At 35.3% G+C, this 19114-nt stretch carries 20 protein-coding genes and 1 pseudogene; 7 read left to right on the top strand and 14 right to left on the bottom strand.

The features are described 5' to 3' along the window. Positions 1–489 precede the first annotated feature (489 nt). The 11 genes from ACWNMZ_RS06245 to ACWNMZ_RS06195 all read right to left on the bottom strand — a co-directional run bounded on the left by ACWNMZ_RS06245 (position 490) and on the right by ACWNMZ_RS06195 (position 11490). Positions 490–1014 (bottom strand): YceI family protein, encoded by a 525-nt coding sequence (locus tag ACWNMZ_RS06245; RefSeq protein WP_031537920.1) that lies wholly within the window; start codon positions 1012–1014, stop codon positions 490–492. 407 nt (positions 1015–1421) lie between these two features. Next, complete coding sequence (locus ACWNMZ_RS06240) at positions 1422–3455, bottom strand: 5'-nucleotidase C-terminal domain-containing protein (RefSeq protein ID WP_031537921.1); 2034 nt, start codon at positions 3453–3455, stop codon at positions 1422–1424. Between the two features lie 513 nt (positions 3456–3968). Beyond that, complete coding sequence (locus ACWNMZ_RS06235) at positions 3969–5222, bottom strand: YeeE/YedE family protein (protein ID WP_031537922.1); 1254 nt, start codon at positions 5220–5222, stop codon at positions 3969–3971. A 179-nt stretch (positions 5223–5401) separates the two neighbouring features. Continuing rightward, complete coding sequence (wrbA, locus tag ACWNMZ_RS06230) at positions 5402–6013, bottom strand: NAD(P)H:quinone oxidoreductase (protein WP_031537923.1); 612 nt, start codon at positions 6011–6013, stop codon at positions 5402–5404. Positions 6014–6197: 184 nt separating this feature from the next. Then, entirely contained in the window at positions 6198–6809 is a 612-nt protein-coding gene (locus tag ACWNMZ_RS06225; RefSeq protein ID WP_031537924.1) for an alpha/beta hydrolase, read from the bottom strand. Next, entirely contained in the window at positions 6806–7717 is a 912-nt protein-coding gene (locus tag ACWNMZ_RS06220; RefSeq protein ID WP_414630342.1) for a ring-cleaving dioxygenase, read from the bottom strand. Before ACWNMZ_RS06220 ends, ACWNMZ_RS06225 begins: the two co-directional genes overlap by 4 nt. Positions 7718–7777: 60 nt before the next feature. Continuing rightward, positions 7778–8389 (bottom strand): flavin reductase family protein, encoded by a 612-nt coding sequence (locus ACWNMZ_RS06215; RefSeq protein ID WP_031537926.1) that lies wholly within the window; start codon positions 8387–8389, stop codon positions 7778–7780. Positions 8390–8411: 22 nt separating this feature from the next. Then, positions 8412–9350 (bottom strand): ring-cleaving dioxygenase, encoded by a 939-nt coding sequence (locus tag ACWNMZ_RS06210; RefSeq protein ID WP_031537927.1) that lies wholly within the window; start codon positions 9348–9350, stop codon positions 8412–8414. A 144-nt stretch (positions 9351–9494) separates the two neighbouring features. Continuing rightward, on the bottom strand, positions 9495–9950 hold the full coding sequence (locus ACWNMZ_RS06205) for a MarR family winged helix-turn-helix transcriptional regulator (protein WP_031537928.1): 456 nt from the start codon (positions 9948–9950) through the stop codon (positions 9495–9497). A 253-nt stretch (positions 9951–10203) separates the two neighbouring features. Further along, on the bottom strand, positions 10204–10632 hold the full coding sequence (locus ACWNMZ_RS06200; RefSeq protein WP_441994218.1) for a hypothetical protein: 429 nt from the start codon (positions 10630–10632) through the stop codon (positions 10204–10206). 723 nt (positions 10633–11355) lie between these two features. Next, the gene (locus ACWNMZ_RS06195; RefSeq protein WP_109769024.1) at positions 11356–11490 is read right to left on the bottom strand and encodes a YuzL family protein; all 135 of its coding nucleotides are present in this window, start codon (positions 11488–11490) and stop codon (positions 11356–11358) included. Positions 11491–11687: 197 nt separating this feature from the next. On the opposite strand from ACWNMZ_RS06195, the gene ACWNMZ_RS06190 reads away from it, so the two are divergent. From ACWNMZ_RS06190 to ACWNMZ_RS06170, 5 genes are all read left to right on the top strand, one after another. Then, positions 11688–11948, top strand: coding sequence for a DUF4190 domain-containing protein (locus tag ACWNMZ_RS06190; protein WP_031537930.1), 261 nt, complete (start codon positions 11688–11690; stop codon positions 11946–11948). Positions 11949–12235: 287 nt separating this feature from the next. Further along, positions 12236–12871 (top strand): pentapeptide repeat-containing protein, encoded by a 636-nt coding sequence (locus tag ACWNMZ_RS06185; RefSeq protein ID WP_251629875.1) that lies wholly within the window; start codon positions 12236–12238, stop codon positions 12869–12871. A gap of 47 nt (positions 12872–12918) precedes the next feature. Continuing rightward, positions 12919–13098, top strand: coding sequence for a helix-turn-helix domain-containing protein (locus ACWNMZ_RS06180; protein WP_172918881.1), 180 nt, complete (start codon positions 12919–12921; stop codon positions 13096–13098). A 65-nt stretch (positions 13099–13163) separates the two neighbouring features. After that, entirely contained in the window at positions 13164–13580 is a 417-nt protein-coding gene (locus tag ACWNMZ_RS06175; RefSeq protein ID WP_251629874.1) for a hypothetical protein, read from the top strand. Between the two features lie 32 nt (positions 13581–13612). Beyond that, entirely contained in the window at positions 13613–13858 is a 246-nt protein-coding gene (locus ACWNMZ_RS06170; protein WP_031537933.1) for an indolepyruvate ferredoxin oxidoreductase subunit alpha, read from the top strand. Positions 13859–14045: 187 nt separating this feature from the next. Here the strand turns inward: ACWNMZ_RS06170 and ACWNMZ_RS06165 are convergent, their stop codons facing one another. Both ACWNMZ_RS06165 and ACWNMZ_RS06160 read right to left on the bottom strand, forming a co-directional pair. Further along, positions 14046–14435, bottom strand: coding sequence for a hypothetical protein (locus ACWNMZ_RS06165; RefSeq protein WP_031537934.1), 390 nt, complete (start codon positions 14433–14435; stop codon positions 14046–14048). Between the two features lie 339 nt (positions 14436–14774). Continuing rightward, positions 14775–16145: pseudogene (locus ACWNMZ_RS06160) on the bottom strand (glycoside hydrolase family 1 protein); the annotation flags it as partial. A 255-nt stretch (positions 16146–16400) separates the two neighbouring features. Here ACWNMZ_RS06160 and ACWNMZ_RS06155 point away from each other — a divergent pair. Continuing rightward, the gene (locus ACWNMZ_RS06155; RefSeq protein ID WP_251629873.1) at positions 16401–16772 is read left to right on the top strand and encodes a MerR family transcriptional regulator; all 372 of its coding nucleotides are present in this window, start codon (positions 16401–16403) and stop codon (positions 16770–16772) included. A 54-nt stretch (positions 16773–16826) separates the two neighbouring features. Continuing rightward, positions 16827–17588 (top strand): SDR family oxidoreductase, encoded by a 762-nt coding sequence (locus ACWNMZ_RS06150; RefSeq protein WP_251629871.1) that lies wholly within the window; start codon positions 16827–16829, stop codon positions 17586–17588. A 295-nt stretch (positions 17589–17883) separates the two neighbouring features. On the opposite strand, the gene ACWNMZ_RS06145 is transcribed toward ACWNMZ_RS06150, so the two are convergent. Then, complete coding sequence (locus tag ACWNMZ_RS06145; RefSeq protein ID WP_251629869.1) at positions 17884–18945, bottom strand: hydroxyacid dehydrogenase; 1062 nt, start codon at positions 18943–18945, stop codon at positions 17884–17886. Positions 18946–19114 lie beyond the last annotated feature (169 nt).

Below are 19114 nucleotides of genomic sequence, written 5' to 3'. Positions count from 1 at the left end.
TCTATTCAGTTAAAAAAAGTCCCTTTATATGGGCAGAAGATATGGTAGCTGAGCCATTGATGGCTACATTAATCATCCATGCGCGGCTCCTTTCTATTTCATTTTATTTGCGACCTTAATGAATAATACAAATTTTATTGAAGGAAACTAGAATTGCCTAATTGGAAATGAGACGAAACTATTTTTAGTAATATCTAGATGGAAATAAAAATACTAAACTAGTATAAGAGAGGAAAATATCAAAGAATTGCTTAATTATTTCATGGTTATTTTTTCTGAAACATCTGTATACACTTTTTGATAACGATTACATATTTCTGTAAAATTTTTACTTATTATACAGAAATATAAATTAGTACTTTCAAATCTTTATTATAAGAAGAAAATTCTTTCTTTTCAAGATAAAATTGTAAACCTTTTCTTTTTAAATCAAAAAAGATGGCTCTTACGCATCCTTTCAGATACATTAGAGCCATCTTTTTTGATTCCTTATGCCGGATTTACTTCTAGTTCTACTTTAATTTTGATATCTTTTCCTACTAGTACGCCACCTGATTCAAGTACTGCATTCCAAGTAAGACCGAATTCTTCACGGTTGATTTTTGTTTCTGCTTCGAAACCGTAAACTTCTACGCCCCATGGATTTGTGCCTTTTCCGCCGAATTCTACATCAAATGTAACCGGCTTAGTAACATCCTTGATCGTTAAATCACCTGTTACTTTATAGTCATCGCCATCTTTTGTAATTGATGTTGATTTAAAATCAATTGTTGGATATTTCTCTGTATCGAAGAAATCACCTGATTTTAAATGATTATCGCGATCTTCGCTATGTGTATTAATGCTTGCTACATCAAACTTGAATGCAACGCTAGCTGTTGTTAAATCTGTTAAATCAGCAGCTTCAACGTCTGCAGTGTAAGAATCAAATTGCCCCTTTACTTTTGAAACCATCATATGTTTTACTTCGAATCCTACGCTTGAATGTGATTGATCAACTGTCCATTTTGCCATTTTAAAATTCCTCCCATTTTCCTTTTGTTTTTTTACTTTGAATTCAAGATATTTATTATAAAATTAGTCTCCCTTGATCTTTCTAGAAAATTTCAAGGCAAACTGATTAGAGATTGCTATTGATAATTTACTTTGAAATAAGTTATCTCTAATTAAAGATAATTTTAACACATCTATTTGTTTTGTCTATACTTTGCTGAAAAAATTTTAAAAAAATTTATGGAGAAATTATTCCCATCGTAAATTCCTTCTCCAAAAGGCTTGCTGTGCTTTTCCATTTCATTATGTACAGGGAAGGTGTTCTCTACTTTTACTGAATTTCTTTTGTCATTCAAACTATAAAAATAGTCCTTTTGTTAAAGTAACTAACACTTAACAAAAGGACTATTTCATTTGAAAATGTATTATTATGCTTTAGAATACTTCATCATTCTAAATACAAGGAACCCAATCCCTGCTACTAATAAAATACCACCAACCAAAAGCATTGTGTACATACTTGTAGCTGTATTTGGAAGAGCATTTCCTTCAGAAGAATTGGACACTGTTTCTTTAGAGCCTTGATTATCATTAACATCCTGCTCTAATTCCGTATCATTTTCAATACCAGCATTATCTCCAATATCTGTATTATCATCATCCGTTTCTGAACCTGTTGCATCTGTTGGATTATCTGTATCGCTACTATCGTCTTCATTCCCACCAGTTTCAGGATTTTCTACTTCTGGTTCCTCTGGTGTAACTTCTTCCTCTTCATCCCCAGGTGTTTCTGGATCTGTCCCAAGCAAATCAGTAATTCGTCCTTCTAGAACAGGGTCGACCACTCCACCTAAATCCTCGACCATATATTTACGAAGCTGTTCCCAATCAATTTCACCAATATCTTGCACTCTACCCTCTTGATATGCTTTAGCGAATACGTCAAATCCATCTCCGCCTTTAGCAGTAAAGTTATTTGTTGTTACAAGATATTTCTGATTTGCTTGGATCTCTTGATATTCTCCATTTACTTTTACATACATGGATATAACACGAGATCCAGACTCTTTTGTACTATCATACGTAAATTTCATGCCAGCTACATGGAGGAAACCACCGCTTTCTGCTGGTGCTTGACTTACACTATGTTCAAGAATTTGCTTTATTTCCTCACCAGATAGTTCTACAACTACTGGGTCATTTCCAAAAGGAAGCACAGAAATGATTTCTCCAATTGTAATGGGACCTTCCTCAATTGCCGCACGGATTCCGCCACCATTTTGGAATGCAATAACGGTTTCTGGATATCTTTCTTTTGCTTTGGCAAGCATTGCATCTGTCACAAGATTTCCTAATTCTGTTTCATTTGCGCGGACACTTACATCACTGTCCGTAAGACGTGGATTTGCTAGAGTTTTCTTAGCAATTGCCCCAGATTCCTGTGTAGAAAGCTCGGTTATTTTTTCTTTATATGGAGCTAAAATAGCTGCAGCTTCTGAATCTTCTTCTTTACTAGCAACATCAATTAGCTGTCCAGCTTGTCCGATAACTACACCATTTCCATCAAATTCCACCTGTAGTTTTCCTAATAATTGCGAATATTGATATGCTTGAACAACAACGGTCGGCTCTTTTTCTGTGCCCTTCTCATCTTTATTTACAACAACTGGCTCGCTTAACTGTGTATGAGAATGTCCTCCAACTACTACATCGATTCCATCGACATATGTAGCTAGCTGTAAATCGTTCCCGAAATCAGGATTGCTATCATAACCAAGATGAGTTACAGCAACAATTTTATTAATTCCCATTTCTTCAAATGCTTGTACAGCTCGTTCAGCCTCTTTAATATAGTTTAAGAATTTTACATTTACAGGACTAGAAATATTTGCTGTATCTTCTGTCGTTAAACCAAAAATCCCAATCTTTTCTCCATTTACTTCTTTCACCATCCCATCAAAAACTTTCCCATCTTCTGGTGAATCAGTAAACTCATTTTTAACAAGCTTATTCATGAATGCATCACCGGAAAGATCTACATTTGTTCCAAGTAGTGGGAATTTTGCTGCAGAAACAAACTCTGATAAGGATTTATGACCATTCTCACTAGATCCTAAATCAAATTCGTGATTTCCAAAAACCATTGCATCCAAATCCATCATATTTAATAGAGCTAAATCTGCTTTTCCATGATATTCATTGAAATACAATGTACCAGAAAAAACATCCCCTGCATTAAAAAGTAGCGCTTCAGGATCTTCTGTACGTACCTCTTTAATCGCTGTCATCATTTTTGGTAATAGATCAGCATGTGCATGTGTATCATTCATATGCATAATCGTAAGCTTAAAGCTATCACTATTTTCCTCAGCATATGTACTAGCTGGTAAAACAATGGATACTAAAAGTGCAAGTGTAGTAATAGCGCTTAAAAGAAATGTAAAATGCTTCTTCCCTTTCATCAACCAGTTACCCCCTAATTAGTTCTGTTGACCGTAAATGGAGCTAATCGAATCACCACTCTTTTTGTCAACTATTCTCCCTTATTGTAGAAACTCTCTATTAATCTACTATTAAGTGTTTGTAAAAAACAAAAAATATTTCCCCTTTAAATGACACCCCCTAATCCTTCTATCAACAACTGTGAAAATTCAATACATATAAATGGTAGTTTTCATTAACTAGTATAAAAAATTATTAAATCATTATCTATGCATTAAATAGACTTTTCTGAAAATGAATAAAAAGGCCCTGCTTTAAATCATTAAATCAAAGCAACAGGACAAAAAAAGAGTGAAACTATTTATACTAATCTTTTCCGTAAAAAAAGATTACTAGTTGATAGGTTCACTCTATTATTTATTTAGTTTTGTTCAAGGATTAAAACTCTCTAGCGAATACATCGACATGATCAGACAATTCTACCTATAACTAAAAAAAATAGGCACCAACAAAGTTGATACCTACTTTTTTTATTAACAGAATGAATCCTTTGATTTTGGTACAGAGAGTCCAAATAATGGGCGGAGGTATAAGGCTACGAACGTTCCAGCTAATGCTAGAATACCCCAAACATAACCATGTACGCTGAATGATGCGATACCGCCAAAATACGCACCAACGTTACAGCCAAATGCTAAACGTGAGCCATATCCCATTAGTAAACCACCAATAATCGATGCAAGCACATTTCCAAGTGTCACTTTTGAAAATTTAAATAGTCCACCTGCAGCTGATGCTAAAAAGGCACCAAGGATTACTCCAAAATTAAGGATTGTAGTTGAATCTGCAAAAATAGATGCTTCTAGAGCTTGTGCATTTCCTTGCCAGAATCCCCAGCTTGCTACATCCATTCCAAAGAATTGCGCTACTTTTGAACCCCATAAAGCAAATGCAGACGTAATTCCCCATGGTGTGCCACGAGTCATTAATGTTAATGCGTTAAGTACAGCTAACACGATTGCTGCTGCAAATAATGGCCAAGAACCGCGGAAAATACGTTTCCAGCCTGTTGTTGTTGGCAGTGGGGCCATTTTTGGTGCTTTTCTTTTTCTTTCCACAACCAATGTAATCCATGCAATGAATCCAAATAAGATAATAGATACAAGCCAAGCTCCACCATAGCCAAGACCTGTTGATGTTGCTAATGAAATCGGTGCAAAAGATGGTAGATCTTCTGTCCAAAAAGACAGATGAGCTGCCCCAATCGTTGAACCAATAATAAAGAATAATAGTGTTACGAACGCAACAGAACGTCCCCCACCTACTGCATACAAGGTACCGGATGCACATCCGCCACCAAGCTGCATACCAATACCAAACATGAAGGCACCGACAACAAGACTCACACCAACTGGTGATACATAACCTGTTGCTCCAGTTCCAAAGAATGAAATGCCGTATGCTAAGATTGGTGCAAATAACGATACTGCCACTGCTAGCATTAACATATGTGCACGCAATGCTTGCCCATTACCAACTGATGCAAGTCTGCGAAATGCTGATGTGAAACCAAAACGAGCATGAAACAATGTATAACCAAGTAAAAGACCTAAAATTAATAATATAGGCTGCATACTCTTTTGTGTCATTATTAAGTAGACTAATAGAATTGCTGCAACAATAAGTCCACCGATAATTAAAGGCATCTGTGGAGCCTTTAATCCTTTTTGATGTTCAGGTAGACTCTTTGCATTTTGAGTCGATTGAACGTTTGCTGAAGTTGCCACCCCAAAACACCCTTTCCCCATTTATATAGTCGGAATTACTTTTTTTATCATAAAGTTATTTTAAGGTAGTGTCAATATAAAAATCCTCCTTTTTTTATTTTTATAAAAATAAAGCCTTTTCATCCATATAAAAAACCAGAAGTCATTACTCCTGGTTTCTTCCTATTATTCTTTTTTCATTATTGATTTCCTTTTTTAACCCATTCTGCAACTGTAACAGTACGTTTTGCTTGGTGTTTTACAGCTCCTTGAACGTCTTCAATCATTTTACCGTCTTGTCCAACTGTTACACTTGTTCCATATGGATTTCCACCTGCTCCGAAAAGAACTGGATCTGTGTAACCTGGAGTAGCAATAATCGCACCCCAATGCATCATAGAAGTATATAGAGACAATAATGTTGCTTCTTGACCACCATGTGGATTTTGCGCAGAAGTCATCGCACTCACTACTTTGTTAACCGTTTTTCCTGTTGCCCATAATCCACCTTGTAAATCAATGAATTGCTTCATTTGAGATGGCATTGTGCCAAATCGTGTAGGAACGCTGAAAATAATGGCATCTGCCCATTCAATATCTTCTGATGATGCAACAGGTACGTCTTTTGTTGCGTCTACTGTTGCTTTCCATACTTCATTGCTGTCGATAACAGATTGTGGAGCTAATTCTTGTACTTTTACTACCTTCACTTCTGCTCCTGCTTCTTTTGCTCCTTCTGCTGCCCATTGTGCTAGTTGATAGTTTGTTCCACCCATACTATAAAAAACGACTGCTACTTTAACATTTGACATACTTTCCATCTCCTTTGATTTTCCGAATAATTTATTTAATATCCCCATAAGTACACCTGCTTTTATTTAGTAAAGGAAACTTATAAGAACCACCTCCATTGAAAGGATATTTCAATGTTAGCTGTTCTTCTTATTCCCTATTATATGAAATTTATGATTATTTTTTTCTTTTAACTAGATTAGATTAGCTATTAATAAATGTAGCATACCATTTAGCAGCTGCTTCTACTTCTTGTGCTGTTAATTGGTGACCTCTATTTTCCCAATGCATTTCTACATTAGCGTTGGCAGCGGCTAGCAATGATTGTAACTCTGTTGATTCTTCTGGTGAACAAATTGGATCATTTGTTCCTGCTGCAATAAATACTCCTTTTCCTGTTAAATCAGGAAGAGTAATTCCTCTTCTCGGAACCATTGGATGATGAAGAATGGCTGCTTTTAATGCATCCTGATAATGGAATAATAAGCTTGCTGCAATATTAGCACCATTAGAATAACCAATTGCAATAACATTGGCTCTGTCAAATTCATATTTTTCGGCAGCTTCATCCAGAAATTCATTTAATTCTTTTGTGCGAAAAATCAAATCCTCTTCATCAAAGATACCTTCTGCTAAACGCTTAAAGAAACGTGGCATGCCGTTTTCTAAAATATTTCCGCGGACACTTAGCACGGAAGCACCATCATCAATCATCCCAGCAAGAGGCAATAAATCTAATTCTGTTCCCCCTGTACCATGCAACATCAATAATGTTGGCTTTTGTGGATCTTTTCCTTTATTGAAAATATGTTTCATTCTTTCTCCTCCTCTAGAATTTTAACTTGTACATTAGGCAAAGAAGCTGTAAGCTCTTCTCTTTTTTCCTCTAGCCAATCAGGTAGCATAAGCTTCTCCCCTAGATTGCTTAATGGCTCGTCTACAGCAAATCCAGGTCCATCTGTAGCTATTTCAAAGAGTATGCCGCCCTCTTCATGAAAATATAATGCTTTAAAATAGTTTCGGTCTTTAAGCTCAGTTGGATAATACCCCTTTTCTACTAGAAGAGCCCTCCATTGCTGAAGCTCTTGTTCATCTTTTGCACGCCAAGCAATATGATGGATCGTGCCTGCTCCCATGAGACCGCGAACGGTTGGTGATAATCTGATATCAATCATATTACCTATATGTGATTCAGATGAAAAACGCAGATACTCAGCGTCTTCTCCAACACATGTAAAACCTAATATATTTTCAAGCACTTCTGCAGTTTTATTTGGTTGAGCAGAATGTAACGTTGCCCCGCCAAATCCCTTAATTGCAACAGAGGAATGAATATCGCCGATTTTCCAATTATTTAGTGGACCTTCCTTTCGTTCAACTAATTCGATAAGAAGACCATCTGGATCAGCAAACTGCAAATACTTTTCGCCGAATCTACTGTAATTCTCCACTTTCACTCCAAAATGTTGAAGTCGACTTTCCCAAAAACCACTAGAACCAACTGGTATAACATAGCTTGTAACACCAACTTGCCCTGTGCCAATTCTGCCCTTCAACTGTTTTTCCCATGGAAAGAAGGTGATGACAGTGCCTGGATTGCCAGTTTCATTCCCAAAATATAGATGGTACACTTCTGGTCGATCAAAATTAATTGTTTTTTTCACTAATCTTAATCCAAGAATACTTGCATAAAAATCAATATTTCTTTGTCCATCATTCACCATAGCTGTAATGTGATGAATCCCTGCTGATATTAGCAACCCTATCCTCTCCATTCAAAGAAATTATTTTGGTCTTTCTTTTGTGAAGATTTCTCCAATTTTTGCATAATCATTTCCTGCTAATCTGCTGACAGCACCTAATCCTCTTGGATTAATTCTACCGTCCTCGTAAATTTCTTCCTCGATATGGTATTGCACCACTCTTCCGATAAGAAAATCACAGCCAGGCTGGGCATTTTTATCCCCCAATTCTAATGCGTGCTCTAGCACGCATTCCAAGCGGATTTTTGCTTCTTTGATGCCAGGCACATTGATTTTTCTGCTTTCCATTGGTGTTAGGCTAGCCAATTCTATCTCACTTTCAGTTGGTGAAAGGGATGCTGCCGTTTGATTAATCTGTCCGACATTTTGGTCATCCACAATATGAATAACAAATTCCTTTTTGTTTACTATATTTCTCGCAGTATCCTTCTGTTTTCCATTAGAGCGTTGAATAGATACAGACACCATAGGAGGTTGAGAAGACACAATATTAAAGTAGCTAAAAGGAGCTCCATTTAAAACGCCCTCTTCAGATAAGCTAGTAACAAAGGCAATTGGCCTTGGAATGATGCTTCCGATTAAAAATTTATAATTATCTCTTTCTGAAATTGTATTCGGATCTATGGCACGCATTAAAGAATCATCCTTTACAAAGTTAATCGAGAATTCTTACTTCAACTGGTATTAATCTTCGTTCTAACTGTTCTCTATATTGCTCATATTGACTTGGCAACATTAAATTTTCTCCCATTGTTTCTTGAGATTCATCAATTGCAAATCCTGGAGGGTCTGTTGCAATTTCAAAAAGAATTTCCCCATGCTCTCTAAAATAGATTGCATTAAAATAATTTCGGTCTTGAACTGGTGTAACTTGATATCCATTTGCTGAAACATGTTTTTGCCAATCTAATTGATCCTCATCATCCACTGCTCTAAAGGCAATATGGTGCACGGTTCCAACACCCATCGAGCCACTTCTACCTGCTGTTATTTTAAGATCAATCACATTTCCAATATCGCTGAAAGAACGAAATCTAATATATTCTCCTTCTTCTCCAACCTTTTCAAATCCCATTACCTTTTCTAAAACTTCCGCTGTCTTATCTGGTTGCTTGGATAAAAGAGTAGCACCGCCAAACCCTTTAATTGCGTACTCAGGCATTATCTCGCCAAACTGCCAGCTATTGTTTTTCCCTTCTTCTCTTCCCACAATTTCTAGCAATAATCCATGAGGATCCGTAAACGCTAAATATTCTTCTCCGAAACGCTCTGTTTTGGTAAAAGGAATAGCAAACTTTTCTAATCGATTTTCCCAAAATGGAAGTGCGCCTTTTGGAACAACATAAGAGGTTACTCCAACTTGGCCATCTCCAATTACACCTTGGTGTGCACCAACCCATGGGAAGAAAGTAATTATCGTTCCAGGGTTTCCTCCTTCATCTCCAAAATATAAATGATAGGTTCCTGGGTCATCAAAGTTTACGGTTTGTTTTACTAAACGTAAGCCCAGTACTCCTGCATAAAAATCGACATTTTCTTGTGGATGGCCTACGATTGCTGTAATATGGTGAATTCCACTTGTTTTTTTCGTCATTTCAATTCACTCCCATTCTTTTATTTATTCTTCTTTATTCTTAATATTAGATAATAGATGAAAAATCATTTGTGCGTTTTTTATAAAATGTAATTATTAATATGAATTAAAGTATTATTAATTCGAGATATTAATTTAAAAAAATTACATGCTTTGTGCATGGAGACCTAATTTTTTTAGCTGTTCAATCAGCAATTCTTTTTCTTTTATTTCCAGTCCGCCACATATCTCTCTCATTGCTGCCTTATGCTTTGGAAAGACTTTGTCCATCAGTTCCGTTCCTTCTTCGGTAATAACTGCATATGTTATTCGGCGATCTTTAGGACATGGCTTTCTTCTTATTAATTTTTTATTCTCTAATTTATCAACAACATAAGTAATACTACTACTTGCAATCAGTACCTTCTCACCAATCTTTTGAATAGGCTGATCTCCTTTGCTGTAAATTAATTCAAGAACAGAAAACTCTGTAGGATTTAATCCAAGACATTTTATATCTTCTTCTACTCGTTTCTTAATCGATTGCAAAGCTCTCGATAAAACGACAAATACCTTTAAAGATAAATCTTCATCATATGTTAATAATTCTTTATTATCCATGATAATCTCCCTTTCAATTATCTTGAATTCGAGATAATTATATAACATCAGAATAGTATGTGTCAACCATGATAACCTATCTATCTAATTTTCTCTTAGAAATTAGAAACCATCCCCTACTTAAGCAATTAGTTTGCATATAAAAAGCCGATTGGTTTTTTATTAAAACCGACCGGCTGTAAGAATTTAAGAAGGATTAACAAGCTCTGCTTTCTGTGCCTGCTTTGCATGTAATTTTTCATCGCAAATCTAGCTATTGGCTGTGCAATAATAACTCAATCCAAAATGCTACCCCAAAGTCCCTAAACCAATTGTGAAAGAAATTCTGAAAAGGTTCAAGGCTTATTTGTTTAGTACCAACCCAATTACCGATAATGGTAAGAAGAATGGATAAAACCGTAACATTCATTACAATGTTTAATAACACTCTTGCATTAAATCCATCTGTTTTTCCAACGAATTTTGGCATCACTTTTCCAACTATTGGCCCCGCAACAAATCTTACTAACAGCATAACGATAATCCACATAAACGGAATGACCTTCAAGGTTTCCAAGTAATTTTCCTTACTAAAACCTAATTGAAGCCCCATAATAACCGGTGCAATAGTGTTAACTGAAATAATTAACATAAATATGATGCCTTCTTTTGGATTTTGAGGCAGTCTATCTTCCTTATACATATTTTTACCCTCCGAAAATAATTAATATTTCAGATGGCAGACGTATCATGCGACATATATTTTTGGCCAGTTAAACTATACCAATATCTCTACACACAGATTTTTTAATTCTATCACGATATCACATGAATTCTTGTCTTGAAAAATATTAGTATTTGTGAGCAAAATAGGACTTTGTTTTTTATAGATGGTGGTTGGTGTGTTTGGGTTATATATTTGGTTTTTGGATCATATCTGCTTGGTTTTGGATCATTTATTTTGTTTTTGGATCATATCCACCTCTCTTTGGATTATTTATTGGTTTTGGATCATATCCACTTTCCTTTGGATCATTTATTTTGTTTTTGGATCATATCCACCTGCCTTTGGATTATTTATTGGTTTTGGATCATATCCACCTGCCTTTGGATTATTTATTGGTTTTGGATCATTTATTGGTTTTGGATCATATCCACCTGCCTTTGGATTATTTATGTAATTTTCGGATCATATCTGCCTCCCTTCGGATCATTTATTTCGTTTTTGGATCATATCCACCTGCCTTTGGATTATTTATTGGTTTTGGATCATATCCACCTGCCTTTCAATCATACAGCTCAATCCTGCATCAATTTTCAATTAGCGATAGACATAAACCGTGCCAATACTAAACTCTAACTAACATCTAAACGAAAATACAAAAAACAGGTGGAATTGCTTCCACCTGTTTGCTCTCGTTACTAATCATGAAGACTTCTTTTGTTTTTTTCGAGAAGAATCTGCCTTTGCTCTTCCCGTTTCCTTTGTAGTTGTCCCTTGTCCTTCCGGTTGAGTGGATCCTAAACCAATTGTTGATGGATCTGCTTTTCTGTTTGACATACTTATTCACCTCCATTGACTAGTTTTCCTTGAATAATCCAAGTTATGTGAACCATTGTAGAAAGAACTCCTGAAACATTATTTGCAGTTATTCGTATTACTTTACATAAGCATGAAACATACGCTTTCCTTTGCATGGAAAATGTCAGTTAAGAATAATTAAACAAGTAATAGATAAAAAGGAGTGTGAGCATGCCATGAATAATCGAACAAATACTAGTTCAGTCATTTCGTTAACGTTCGGTATTTTATCGTTATTCATTCCCTTCATTGGTCTTATCTTAGGAATAATTAGCATCGTCTATTGGAGAAAAGCAGTTAATGAAATCAACAAAACGAATGAAATTGGGAGAGGTTTTGCAACAGCTGGTTTAATATGTAGTGTAATCGGGATTGTTTTCCAACTTTTAACTATATTAGGTATTGTTGCGTTCTTTTCAGTGGCTATTTCGGGATGAAAATTTTTTGTAAAGCTCTCCCATTACGGAGAGCTTTTTTGAAAGTATATTTTGCATTAATTCCTATTTTTGGCTGTTTGGATCATATCTGCGTTTTTTAGATCATTTCCTTTCTCTCTTAAGAATAAATAAAGCTAAGATAGTCCATTTCTACTTCCGATTATATCCTCACCCCCTCTAGCGACGTTATACTTGTACATAAATCCCCAAAAAAATACAGTCTTTAAATTAAATCCATCTTTTCATATAGTTATCACACAGGAATCTAAATGGGGAGGGGTAATTATATGAAAATAGAAACACCAAAAATTCCAACTGAATTACCTTCAAAGAATTTTCACGACATATTATATGAGGAAGATCTAGAGCTAGAAATGTGCCAGATTCAGCATTCGATTTTTAATGATGAAGTATTAAATAAAGTGCGATTATCTAAAATGGTGCTGAAAAATTGCAAATTTATCAACACTGATTTTTCTGGTATTGAAATGACAGATGTTGCATTTGAAAACTGTGATTTTTCTAATGCGAAAATGAACATTTCTTCTATACACAAGTGTACATTCCGCAATTGCAAATTATTAGGTGTCGATTTTACAGATTCTCGGTTTGGAAATGTTCAATTTATGGATTCTTTACTGAATTTAGCAGCATTCGGTAGTTCTAAATTAGAAAAAGTTCAGTTTCAAGATTCATCAATAGAATCATCTGATTATTACGACTGTATCTTTAAAAAGGTTGAGTTTAAAGCATGCATGATGGACGGGGCGAATTTTGAAAGAACCTCTCTTAATGGAGTCGACATAAGCACATCCACTTTCCAATCACTCGTAGTATCTCCATCAGATTTACGTGGCTGTAAGGTTTCTACTTATCAAGCTATTCAATTTTCCGCTCTATTAGGATTGGAAATCATTGACTGAGTACGGAATACAGAAAAAGCTAGCAAGTCTGACTTCCTAGCTTTTTTATCATTACGAATGGCTACATTCAAACATTATCTTCACAGGCTTGTTATCAGTTAGAGAATAGTCAACAGCCAATTGGCGAAATTGCATGGAACTGTGGGTACAATAATTTGCGATCTTTTCATCGTAATTTGAAAAAGATCACTCGCTTTTCGCCTAGAAAATATCGAGAGCACTCCTAAGAACATGTATATTATGCTAATTTTATGTACATTTTATAGATACAATGCTTAAAGGTGGGATCTCTATGGAAAACGCCTCAAAAAGGTTGCAAATATTGATGGGCGACACGTTACAAATCCTTGATCATATGAAAGTAGATGCAGACAAAGATACGATGCTTCAGCAAGTAAAAAATGATTTACAAGAACAGAATAACCGAATGGAAAATCTGACACAATCAGACGAAGAAATCATCAACACTGCGATTTCCATGACACAAAGCTTGGATAGAATAAACAATCTAGTCCAACAATTAGAAGCAAGTTTAATGGAGGATTATCAAGCATCAACGGGGGGCATTGATGAATATCAACATATGTCCATTGATGAGCAAAGGGAACAGCCCGAAAGCTATCATGATAAGATTGATTACTTAAGTGCCGTAAAGATCCGAGAAAATATAAATCGAATGAATGAAGTACTACTCAGCATAAGATCTTAATAATATTTATAAATGGAGAGAGGGGAAATTCCATGCCATTCGTTATAACTTCACCATGTATGCATGAAAAAGCAGGCGATTGTGTAGATGTTTGTCCTGTAGATTGTATTGCAAAGGGAGAAGATCAATTTTATATTGACCCAGATATTTGTATTGATTGTGGTGCATGTGAAGCAGTATGTCCTGTTTCCGCCATTTACCATGAAGAAGAAGTGCCACCAGAAGAACAGCCCTATATCCAAAAGGCAATTGATTTTTACAAAACATATGAAGGATGACAAGAAACAAATCAACTACATTTTAGTTGATTTCTTTCTCGTCATCCTTTTTTCCGTTTGAAAAGAATTGATTGATTTCAGTACCTCGATTTTACCATTTTCAAAAATACGAAAAACCTTGCCAGAATACTTCTAACAAGGCTCTTCATTAAATCTTTGTATTCGGTCAAGCATCAGATTAAAGAGCTTAAGCTCCCTCTTTTTCGATGTTAGCATCTATCTCTTCTTTTAACTTATTTACTTCATCTTCAATTTCAGCTGGGATATATTTTGATTTATTCAAATAGGTTTGACTTAATGAATAATCTGGAACAGCTTTGAAAGCATTTGCTAGGAAATAAAAGTTCACTTGTGCATCACTAGCAAAGCCAATTGTTTCATCAATAATGGTTTGATAGTCGCCTTTTTCTAATAAGCTAATATATTTCTTATCTTCTTCTGTTAATTCTTTAGCTTTTGTTTCTTCGTTTGCATTACTTTCTTCTTTTACTACTTCTTCCTTTTTCTCATCTGCTGCATTTCCACATCCTGCAAGTAAGAATAAGAACGCTACCATAAATAGAGAAAGATATCTCATTTAAAACCTCTCCTTATATACATATAATATAATTATTATTCTAAAAAATGTTATTACTTATGTAACCTATGTAGATACTTAAATAAAAGATAGAATCATATCATTTCTTAGATTGTTTTGTATTAATAGAAAACTTAGAATATTATTCATCTTCCGCTGAAAAATGTTCTAAAGAATCACTCACAAAGATGCTTGACTGGAACATTTTAGCACACTCTTTTTATTATATCAATATATTATGATTTGTTTATTAATTCTAAAAAATCAATTATTTTTTCCAAAAAATAAAAAATAGTACTCCTTCATAAAAGAAAGAAGCACTATTTTTAATTTCAAATTCTATAACGCTTGGCCGTTAGTAGAAATCACCTGTTTGTACCAGTCAAACGATTTTTTCTTTGTTCTTTTTAATGTCCCATTACCATAATCATCTTGGTCTACATAGATAAATCCGTATCGTTTAGACATTTCAGAGGTACCAGCAGAAATTAGGTCGATGCATCCCCAGCTTGTGTAGCCGATTAAATCAACTCCATCTTCGATTGCCTCTTTCATCTGCTCAATATGCGCTCGCATATAGGCAATGCGATAATCATCATTAATAGAGCCATCGTCTTCCACCTCATCATATGCTCCTAATCCATTTTCCACGATAAATAATGGCACTTGATAGCGATCATACATTTTCTTTAACGTGATGCGTAATCCTTTCGGGTCAATCTGCCATCCCCAATCAGATGATTCTAAATACGGGTTTTTAATTCCAGAGAAGAAGTTCCCTTTTTCCTTTAACTTATCTGGTGCTCCACTCGCAACCATAGACATGTAGTAGCTAAATGATAGGAAGTCTACTGTATGTTGTAAAAGCAGTTCCTCATCTCCTGGCAGCATATCAATCTGAATATCATTTTTCTCAAAGTAGCTTAGCATAAAGCTTGGATAGTATCCGCGCACTTGAACATCTGTGAAAAATAAATTCTTCTGATCCTCTTCCAAGGCTGCTAATACATCATCTGGATTACATGTTTCGGGATAGACTTCCATTCGTGCTAGCATACAACCAATCTATGCATTTGGAATAATCTCATGGCAGGCTTTTACCGCTCTTGAACTCGCCACAAATTGATGATGCAGAGCTTGATAAATGGCTTGTTCCTTATTTTCTACCTCATCAATTAAAATACCACTTCCAATGTAAGGAGAAAGAGTTGAGATATTAATTTCATTAAACGTTAACCAATATTTCACCTTATCTTTATAGCGGTTAAAGACAGTCTCTGCATAACGAACAAAGAAGTCTACTAAACGACGATCCAGCCATCCATTGTATTTTTGCACAAGATTCAATGGAATTTCATAATGTGATAGCGTCACTAATGGCTCAATTCCATATTTAGCTAACTCGTCAAATACTTTATCATAAAAGGCTAAGCCCTCTTCATTAGGTTCTAAGTCGTCCCCATTTGGAAAAATACGTGGCCAAGAAATAGACATACGGAAAGTTTTAAAGCCCATCTCTGCAAAAAGAGCGATGTCTTCTTTGTAGCGATGATAAAAATCAATCCCGCGACGTTTTGGAAAGTTATCTCCCTCTTCACCAGCTAATAGTGCTTCTAATTCAGCTTTGCTTTTGACATCCATCTCGATATCATTGCCACGTTCTTCTTTTGGAACGAATGTAACCATATCAAAGATAGATAAGCCTTTCCCCCCTTATAGCCAACTCTTTTTTGATAGACGGGAATATAGTAGAATTCGGCTCTTTCGAACAACTTATGCACAGACCACATTCCTATGTGCATTTCTTAGCATGATTAGGAAGAAAATCAGAACTAATATTTATTTAAGAATGGCAATCATATGCTCTTTTTTTATTGATTTAAGGGTCCCTTCATTAGACTACTTGACTTAAACCGTAGTTTAAGTCGTATACTAATTCTGTCGACAATGAATGGAGGTCTCCGAATGAAATTTTGTCATATCAGTGATGCATCAGCTAAATTTAATATTCCTGAATCAACGATAAGATATTATGAAAAGCAAGGACTGCTTCCATTAATAGAACGTGATGAAGCTGGAAGGCGGTTATTTTCAGAAAATCAAATGGAACTCCTCGGAACAGTTATCTGTTTAAAGAATACGCATATGCCTATAAAAAAGATTAAACAATATATTGATTGGATTATAGAAGGAGACAGCACCATTCAGCTACGACTGGCAATGATGGAAAATCACAGGCAAGATGTAGTCGCTGAAATATCGTTAATGGAGGAATCCCTAAAAGGAATTGATGTAAAAATAGCACGGTATACGAAAAAGATAGAGGAAAGAATATAGGAAGAAATTTGGTATCTATATATAGTATAAAATAATTCGAAAAGAGGAATCCAAATGAAACTCTCAAGCAATACAATTCTAATTACAGGTGGAAGCGCCGGGATCGGTTTAGCTTTTGCAGACCGATTTATGAAAGCAGGAAATCAAGTGATTGTTTGTGGTCGCCGAGAAGAGGTACTTCAACAGGCGAAAGAAAAATTCCCTGACCTTATTACATTTGTGAGCGATTTAGCAGTGGAAGCTGACCGTATTGCATTATTCGATTGGGTGACAGCGAACTATCCAGACGTGAATGTGTTAGTGAACAACGCAGGAATTCAACAACGTTTTAATGTGTTAAAAGCAGATGCGAAGAATGATTGGGTTTATTTTAACAAAGAAATCACCATTAATATGGAAGCTTCTATCCATCTGTCTATGCTGTTTGCACCCTATTTTTCAGAAAAAGAAAATGCGACCATTATTAATGTAACATCAGGCTTAGCCTTTACACCGATGGCAATTGCTCCAATTTATTCAGCAACAAAAGCGGCAATGCATTCCTTCACCATGAGTTTAAGACACCAGCTTTCTGATACTTCAGTAGAAGTAATCGAAGTTGCTCCTCCTGCTGTGAATACAGATTTAGGCGGTGCTGGCTTACATACAAGTGGCGAACCATTGGATGCCTTCGCAGATGGAATTTTCCAAGGATTAGAAGAAGGAAAGATGGAAATTGGATATGGAAGTTCTGTCAATCGCTTGAGAATGTCACGTGATGATTCGGATAAGCATGTGGAAAATATGTATAATGCGATGAAGAAGACGATAGAGTAAAATTTTATATAACCTTATGATGATAATTAAAGAAAACTCTCCATGAAGGTGAGTTTTCTTTATTATAAATTCGCTACTTACGCATTATATAAGTTTTTAAACGTTCCATCCTCTCTTTTGATCTTTAATTTCAAAAAGGATATAAATTCTCATGTTTTTAGTAGAAAATTCCACAGGTTACAGTTTTTTTAACTTTGTTTTAATCTCTATTTGAAACAATTCTTCCTGTAATTCTACAGAATTATTTAGCGAAGTAACTTCTATTTATGTAATTCACCAAATATATTAATTCATTCTACTCACTCCAACTATGTACAGTGTTAATACTTGTTGCACTTCCTTCGTTTTTCTTTCGATCTAGCTCCTGCAGTGCAACCTTCCCAAAAACACCCGGATTAGCAACAAACTCTGGCTCCTCTCCATTTAAGAAATTAATAACATTTTGTGCAACAGTAGTCGCCATAATATAATTACTTTCCCTTGTTGTTCCACCTACATGTGGGGTGAGTAGCACATTGGATAAGCTTAATAATTTGTTGTCTTTTGATATTGGCTCCGCTTCATAGACATCAAGGGCAGCTCCTGCGATTTTATTGGCTGATAAAATCGTGTATAAATCCTCTTGATTAATGACAGCCCCTCTTGCTGTGTTAATGATATATGCTGTTGGTTTCATCAAGGAAAATAACGCATTATCAATGGAATATTTCGTTTCTTCATTTAATGGAATATGTATAGATATAAAGTCAGACTCAGCAAATACTTTTTTGATATCGTCGGTAATTTCCACTTCTAGATCATTCGCTTTTTTCTGTTTAGTAGGACTAACCTCTCTTACCCAAGCTGATACCTTCATATCTAACCCATATACTAATCGTTTTGCTACCTCTTGTGCAATGCTCCCGAAACCTATTAGCCCTACTTTCTTCCCCTTTAATTCTTGGGTACTTATTCGATTCCTCGAATCAAAGTTTCCTTTTTCCATTTCTTTATGAAAGTTTAGAAGGGACTTACTTAATGCCATGATAAACATTACGGTATGCTCTGCAGTGGAAACTTTATTTACGGAAGGTGCATGCAATACTGGAATCCCTACCTTTGTAGCATATGCAACATCAATATTATCAAGCCCAACTCCTGCTCCAGAAATCACTTTTAAATGAGGATTAGCTTCAATTACTTCTTTTTCTATTCGTGCAGGCGCTCTTAAAACTACTGCATCCACCGCTTTAACTAATTCACATAAATTTTCCATACTATAATCATCTGTTCTTATAACCTCTGCCTTATTGTTTAAGATTTTCTCAGCTGCTTCATGATACATGGGTAATATTTGCAGCACTTTAGGTTTTGACATCCGTCATACCTCCTCATTATTAGCTGATTTATATTTCCTGTGAAATAATAAAGAAATTAGCTTTCCATGCATTTGGAGCTAGTGTTAACTCTATTTTCTTTTCTCGTTCATTTTATCAAACTATTTTGTCATTTATCGAAAAGAATCAGACAAATTTCTTCTTTCTCCA

It is taken from the genome of Niallia sp. Marseille-Q9988 (genome assembly GCF_976954375.1).
This window is presented reverse-complemented; position numbering and strand designations above follow the sequence as displayed.

What these genes read in the sequence shown, in the direction of transcription:
- ACWNMZ_RS06245 (WP_031537920.1), bottom strand. Translation starts at nt 1,014, where the DNA reads ATGGCAAAATGGACAGTTGATCAATCACATTCAAGCGTAGGATTCGAA.
- ACWNMZ_RS06240 (WP_031537921.1), bottom strand. Translation starts at nt 3,455, where the DNA reads ATGAAAGGGAAGAAGCATTTTACATTTCTTTTAAGCGCTATTACTACA.
- wrbA (WP_031537923.1), bottom strand. Translation starts at nt 6,013, where the DNA reads ATGTCAAATGTTAAAGTAGCAGTCGTTTTTTATAGTATGGGTGGAACA.
- ACWNMZ_RS06225 (WP_031537924.1), bottom strand. Translation starts at nt 6,809, where the DNA reads ATGAAACATATTTTCAATAAAGGAAAAGATCCACAAAAGCCAACATTA.
- ACWNMZ_RS06220 (WP_414630342.1), bottom strand. Translation starts at nt 7,717, where the DNA reads ATGGTGAATGATGGACAAAGAAATATTGATTTTTATGCAAGTATTCTT.
- ACWNMZ_RS06215 (WP_031537926.1), bottom strand. Translation starts at nt 8,389, where the DNA reads ATGCGTGCCATAGATCCGAATACAATTTCAGAAAGAGATAATTATAAA.
- ACWNMZ_RS06210 (WP_031537927.1), bottom strand. Translation starts at nt 9,350, where the DNA reads ATGACGAAAAAAACAAGTGGAATTCACCATATTACAGCAATCGTAGGC.
- ACWNMZ_RS06205 (WP_031537928.1), bottom strand. Translation starts at nt 9,950, where the DNA reads ATGGATAATAAAGAATTATTAACATATGATGAAGATTTATCTTTAAAG.
- ACWNMZ_RS06200 (WP_441994218.1), bottom strand. Translation starts at nt 10,632, where the DNA reads ATGTATAAGGAAGATAGACTGCCTCAAAATCCAAAAGAAGGCATCATA.
- ACWNMZ_RS06195 (WP_109769024.1), bottom strand. Translation starts at nt 11,490, where the DNA reads ATGTCAAACAGAAAAGCAGATCCATCAACAATTGGTTTAGGATCCACT.
- ACWNMZ_RS06190 (WP_031537930.1), top strand. Translation starts at nt 11,688, where the DNA reads ATGAATAATCGAACAAATACTAGTTCAGTCATTTCGTTAACGTTCGGT.
- ACWNMZ_RS06185 (WP_251629875.1), top strand. Translation starts at nt 12,236, where the DNA reads ATGAAAATAGAAACACCAAAAATTCCAACTGAATTACCTTCAAAGAAT.
- ACWNMZ_RS06175 (WP_251629874.1), top strand. Translation starts at nt 13,164, where the DNA reads ATGGAAAACGCCTCAAAAAGGTTGCAAATATTGATGGGCGACACGTTA.
- ACWNMZ_RS06170 (WP_031537933.1), top strand. Translation starts at nt 13,613, where the DNA reads ATGCCATTCGTTATAACTTCACCATGTATGCATGAAAAAGCAGGCGAT.
- ACWNMZ_RS06165 (WP_031537934.1), bottom strand. Translation starts at nt 14,435, where the DNA reads ATGAGATATCTTTCTCTATTTATGGTAGCGTTCTTATTCTTACTTGCA.
- ACWNMZ_RS06155 (WP_251629873.1), top strand. Translation starts at nt 16,401, where the DNA reads ATGAAATTTTGTCATATCAGTGATGCATCAGCTAAATTTAATATTCCT.
- ACWNMZ_RS06150 (WP_251629871.1), top strand. Translation starts at nt 16,827, where the DNA reads ATGAAACTCTCAAGCAATACAATTCTAATTACAGGTGGAAGCGCCGGG.
- ACWNMZ_RS06145 (WP_251629869.1), bottom strand. Translation starts at nt 18,945, where the DNA reads ATGTCAAAACCTAAAGTGCTGCAAATATTACCCATGTATCATGAAGCA.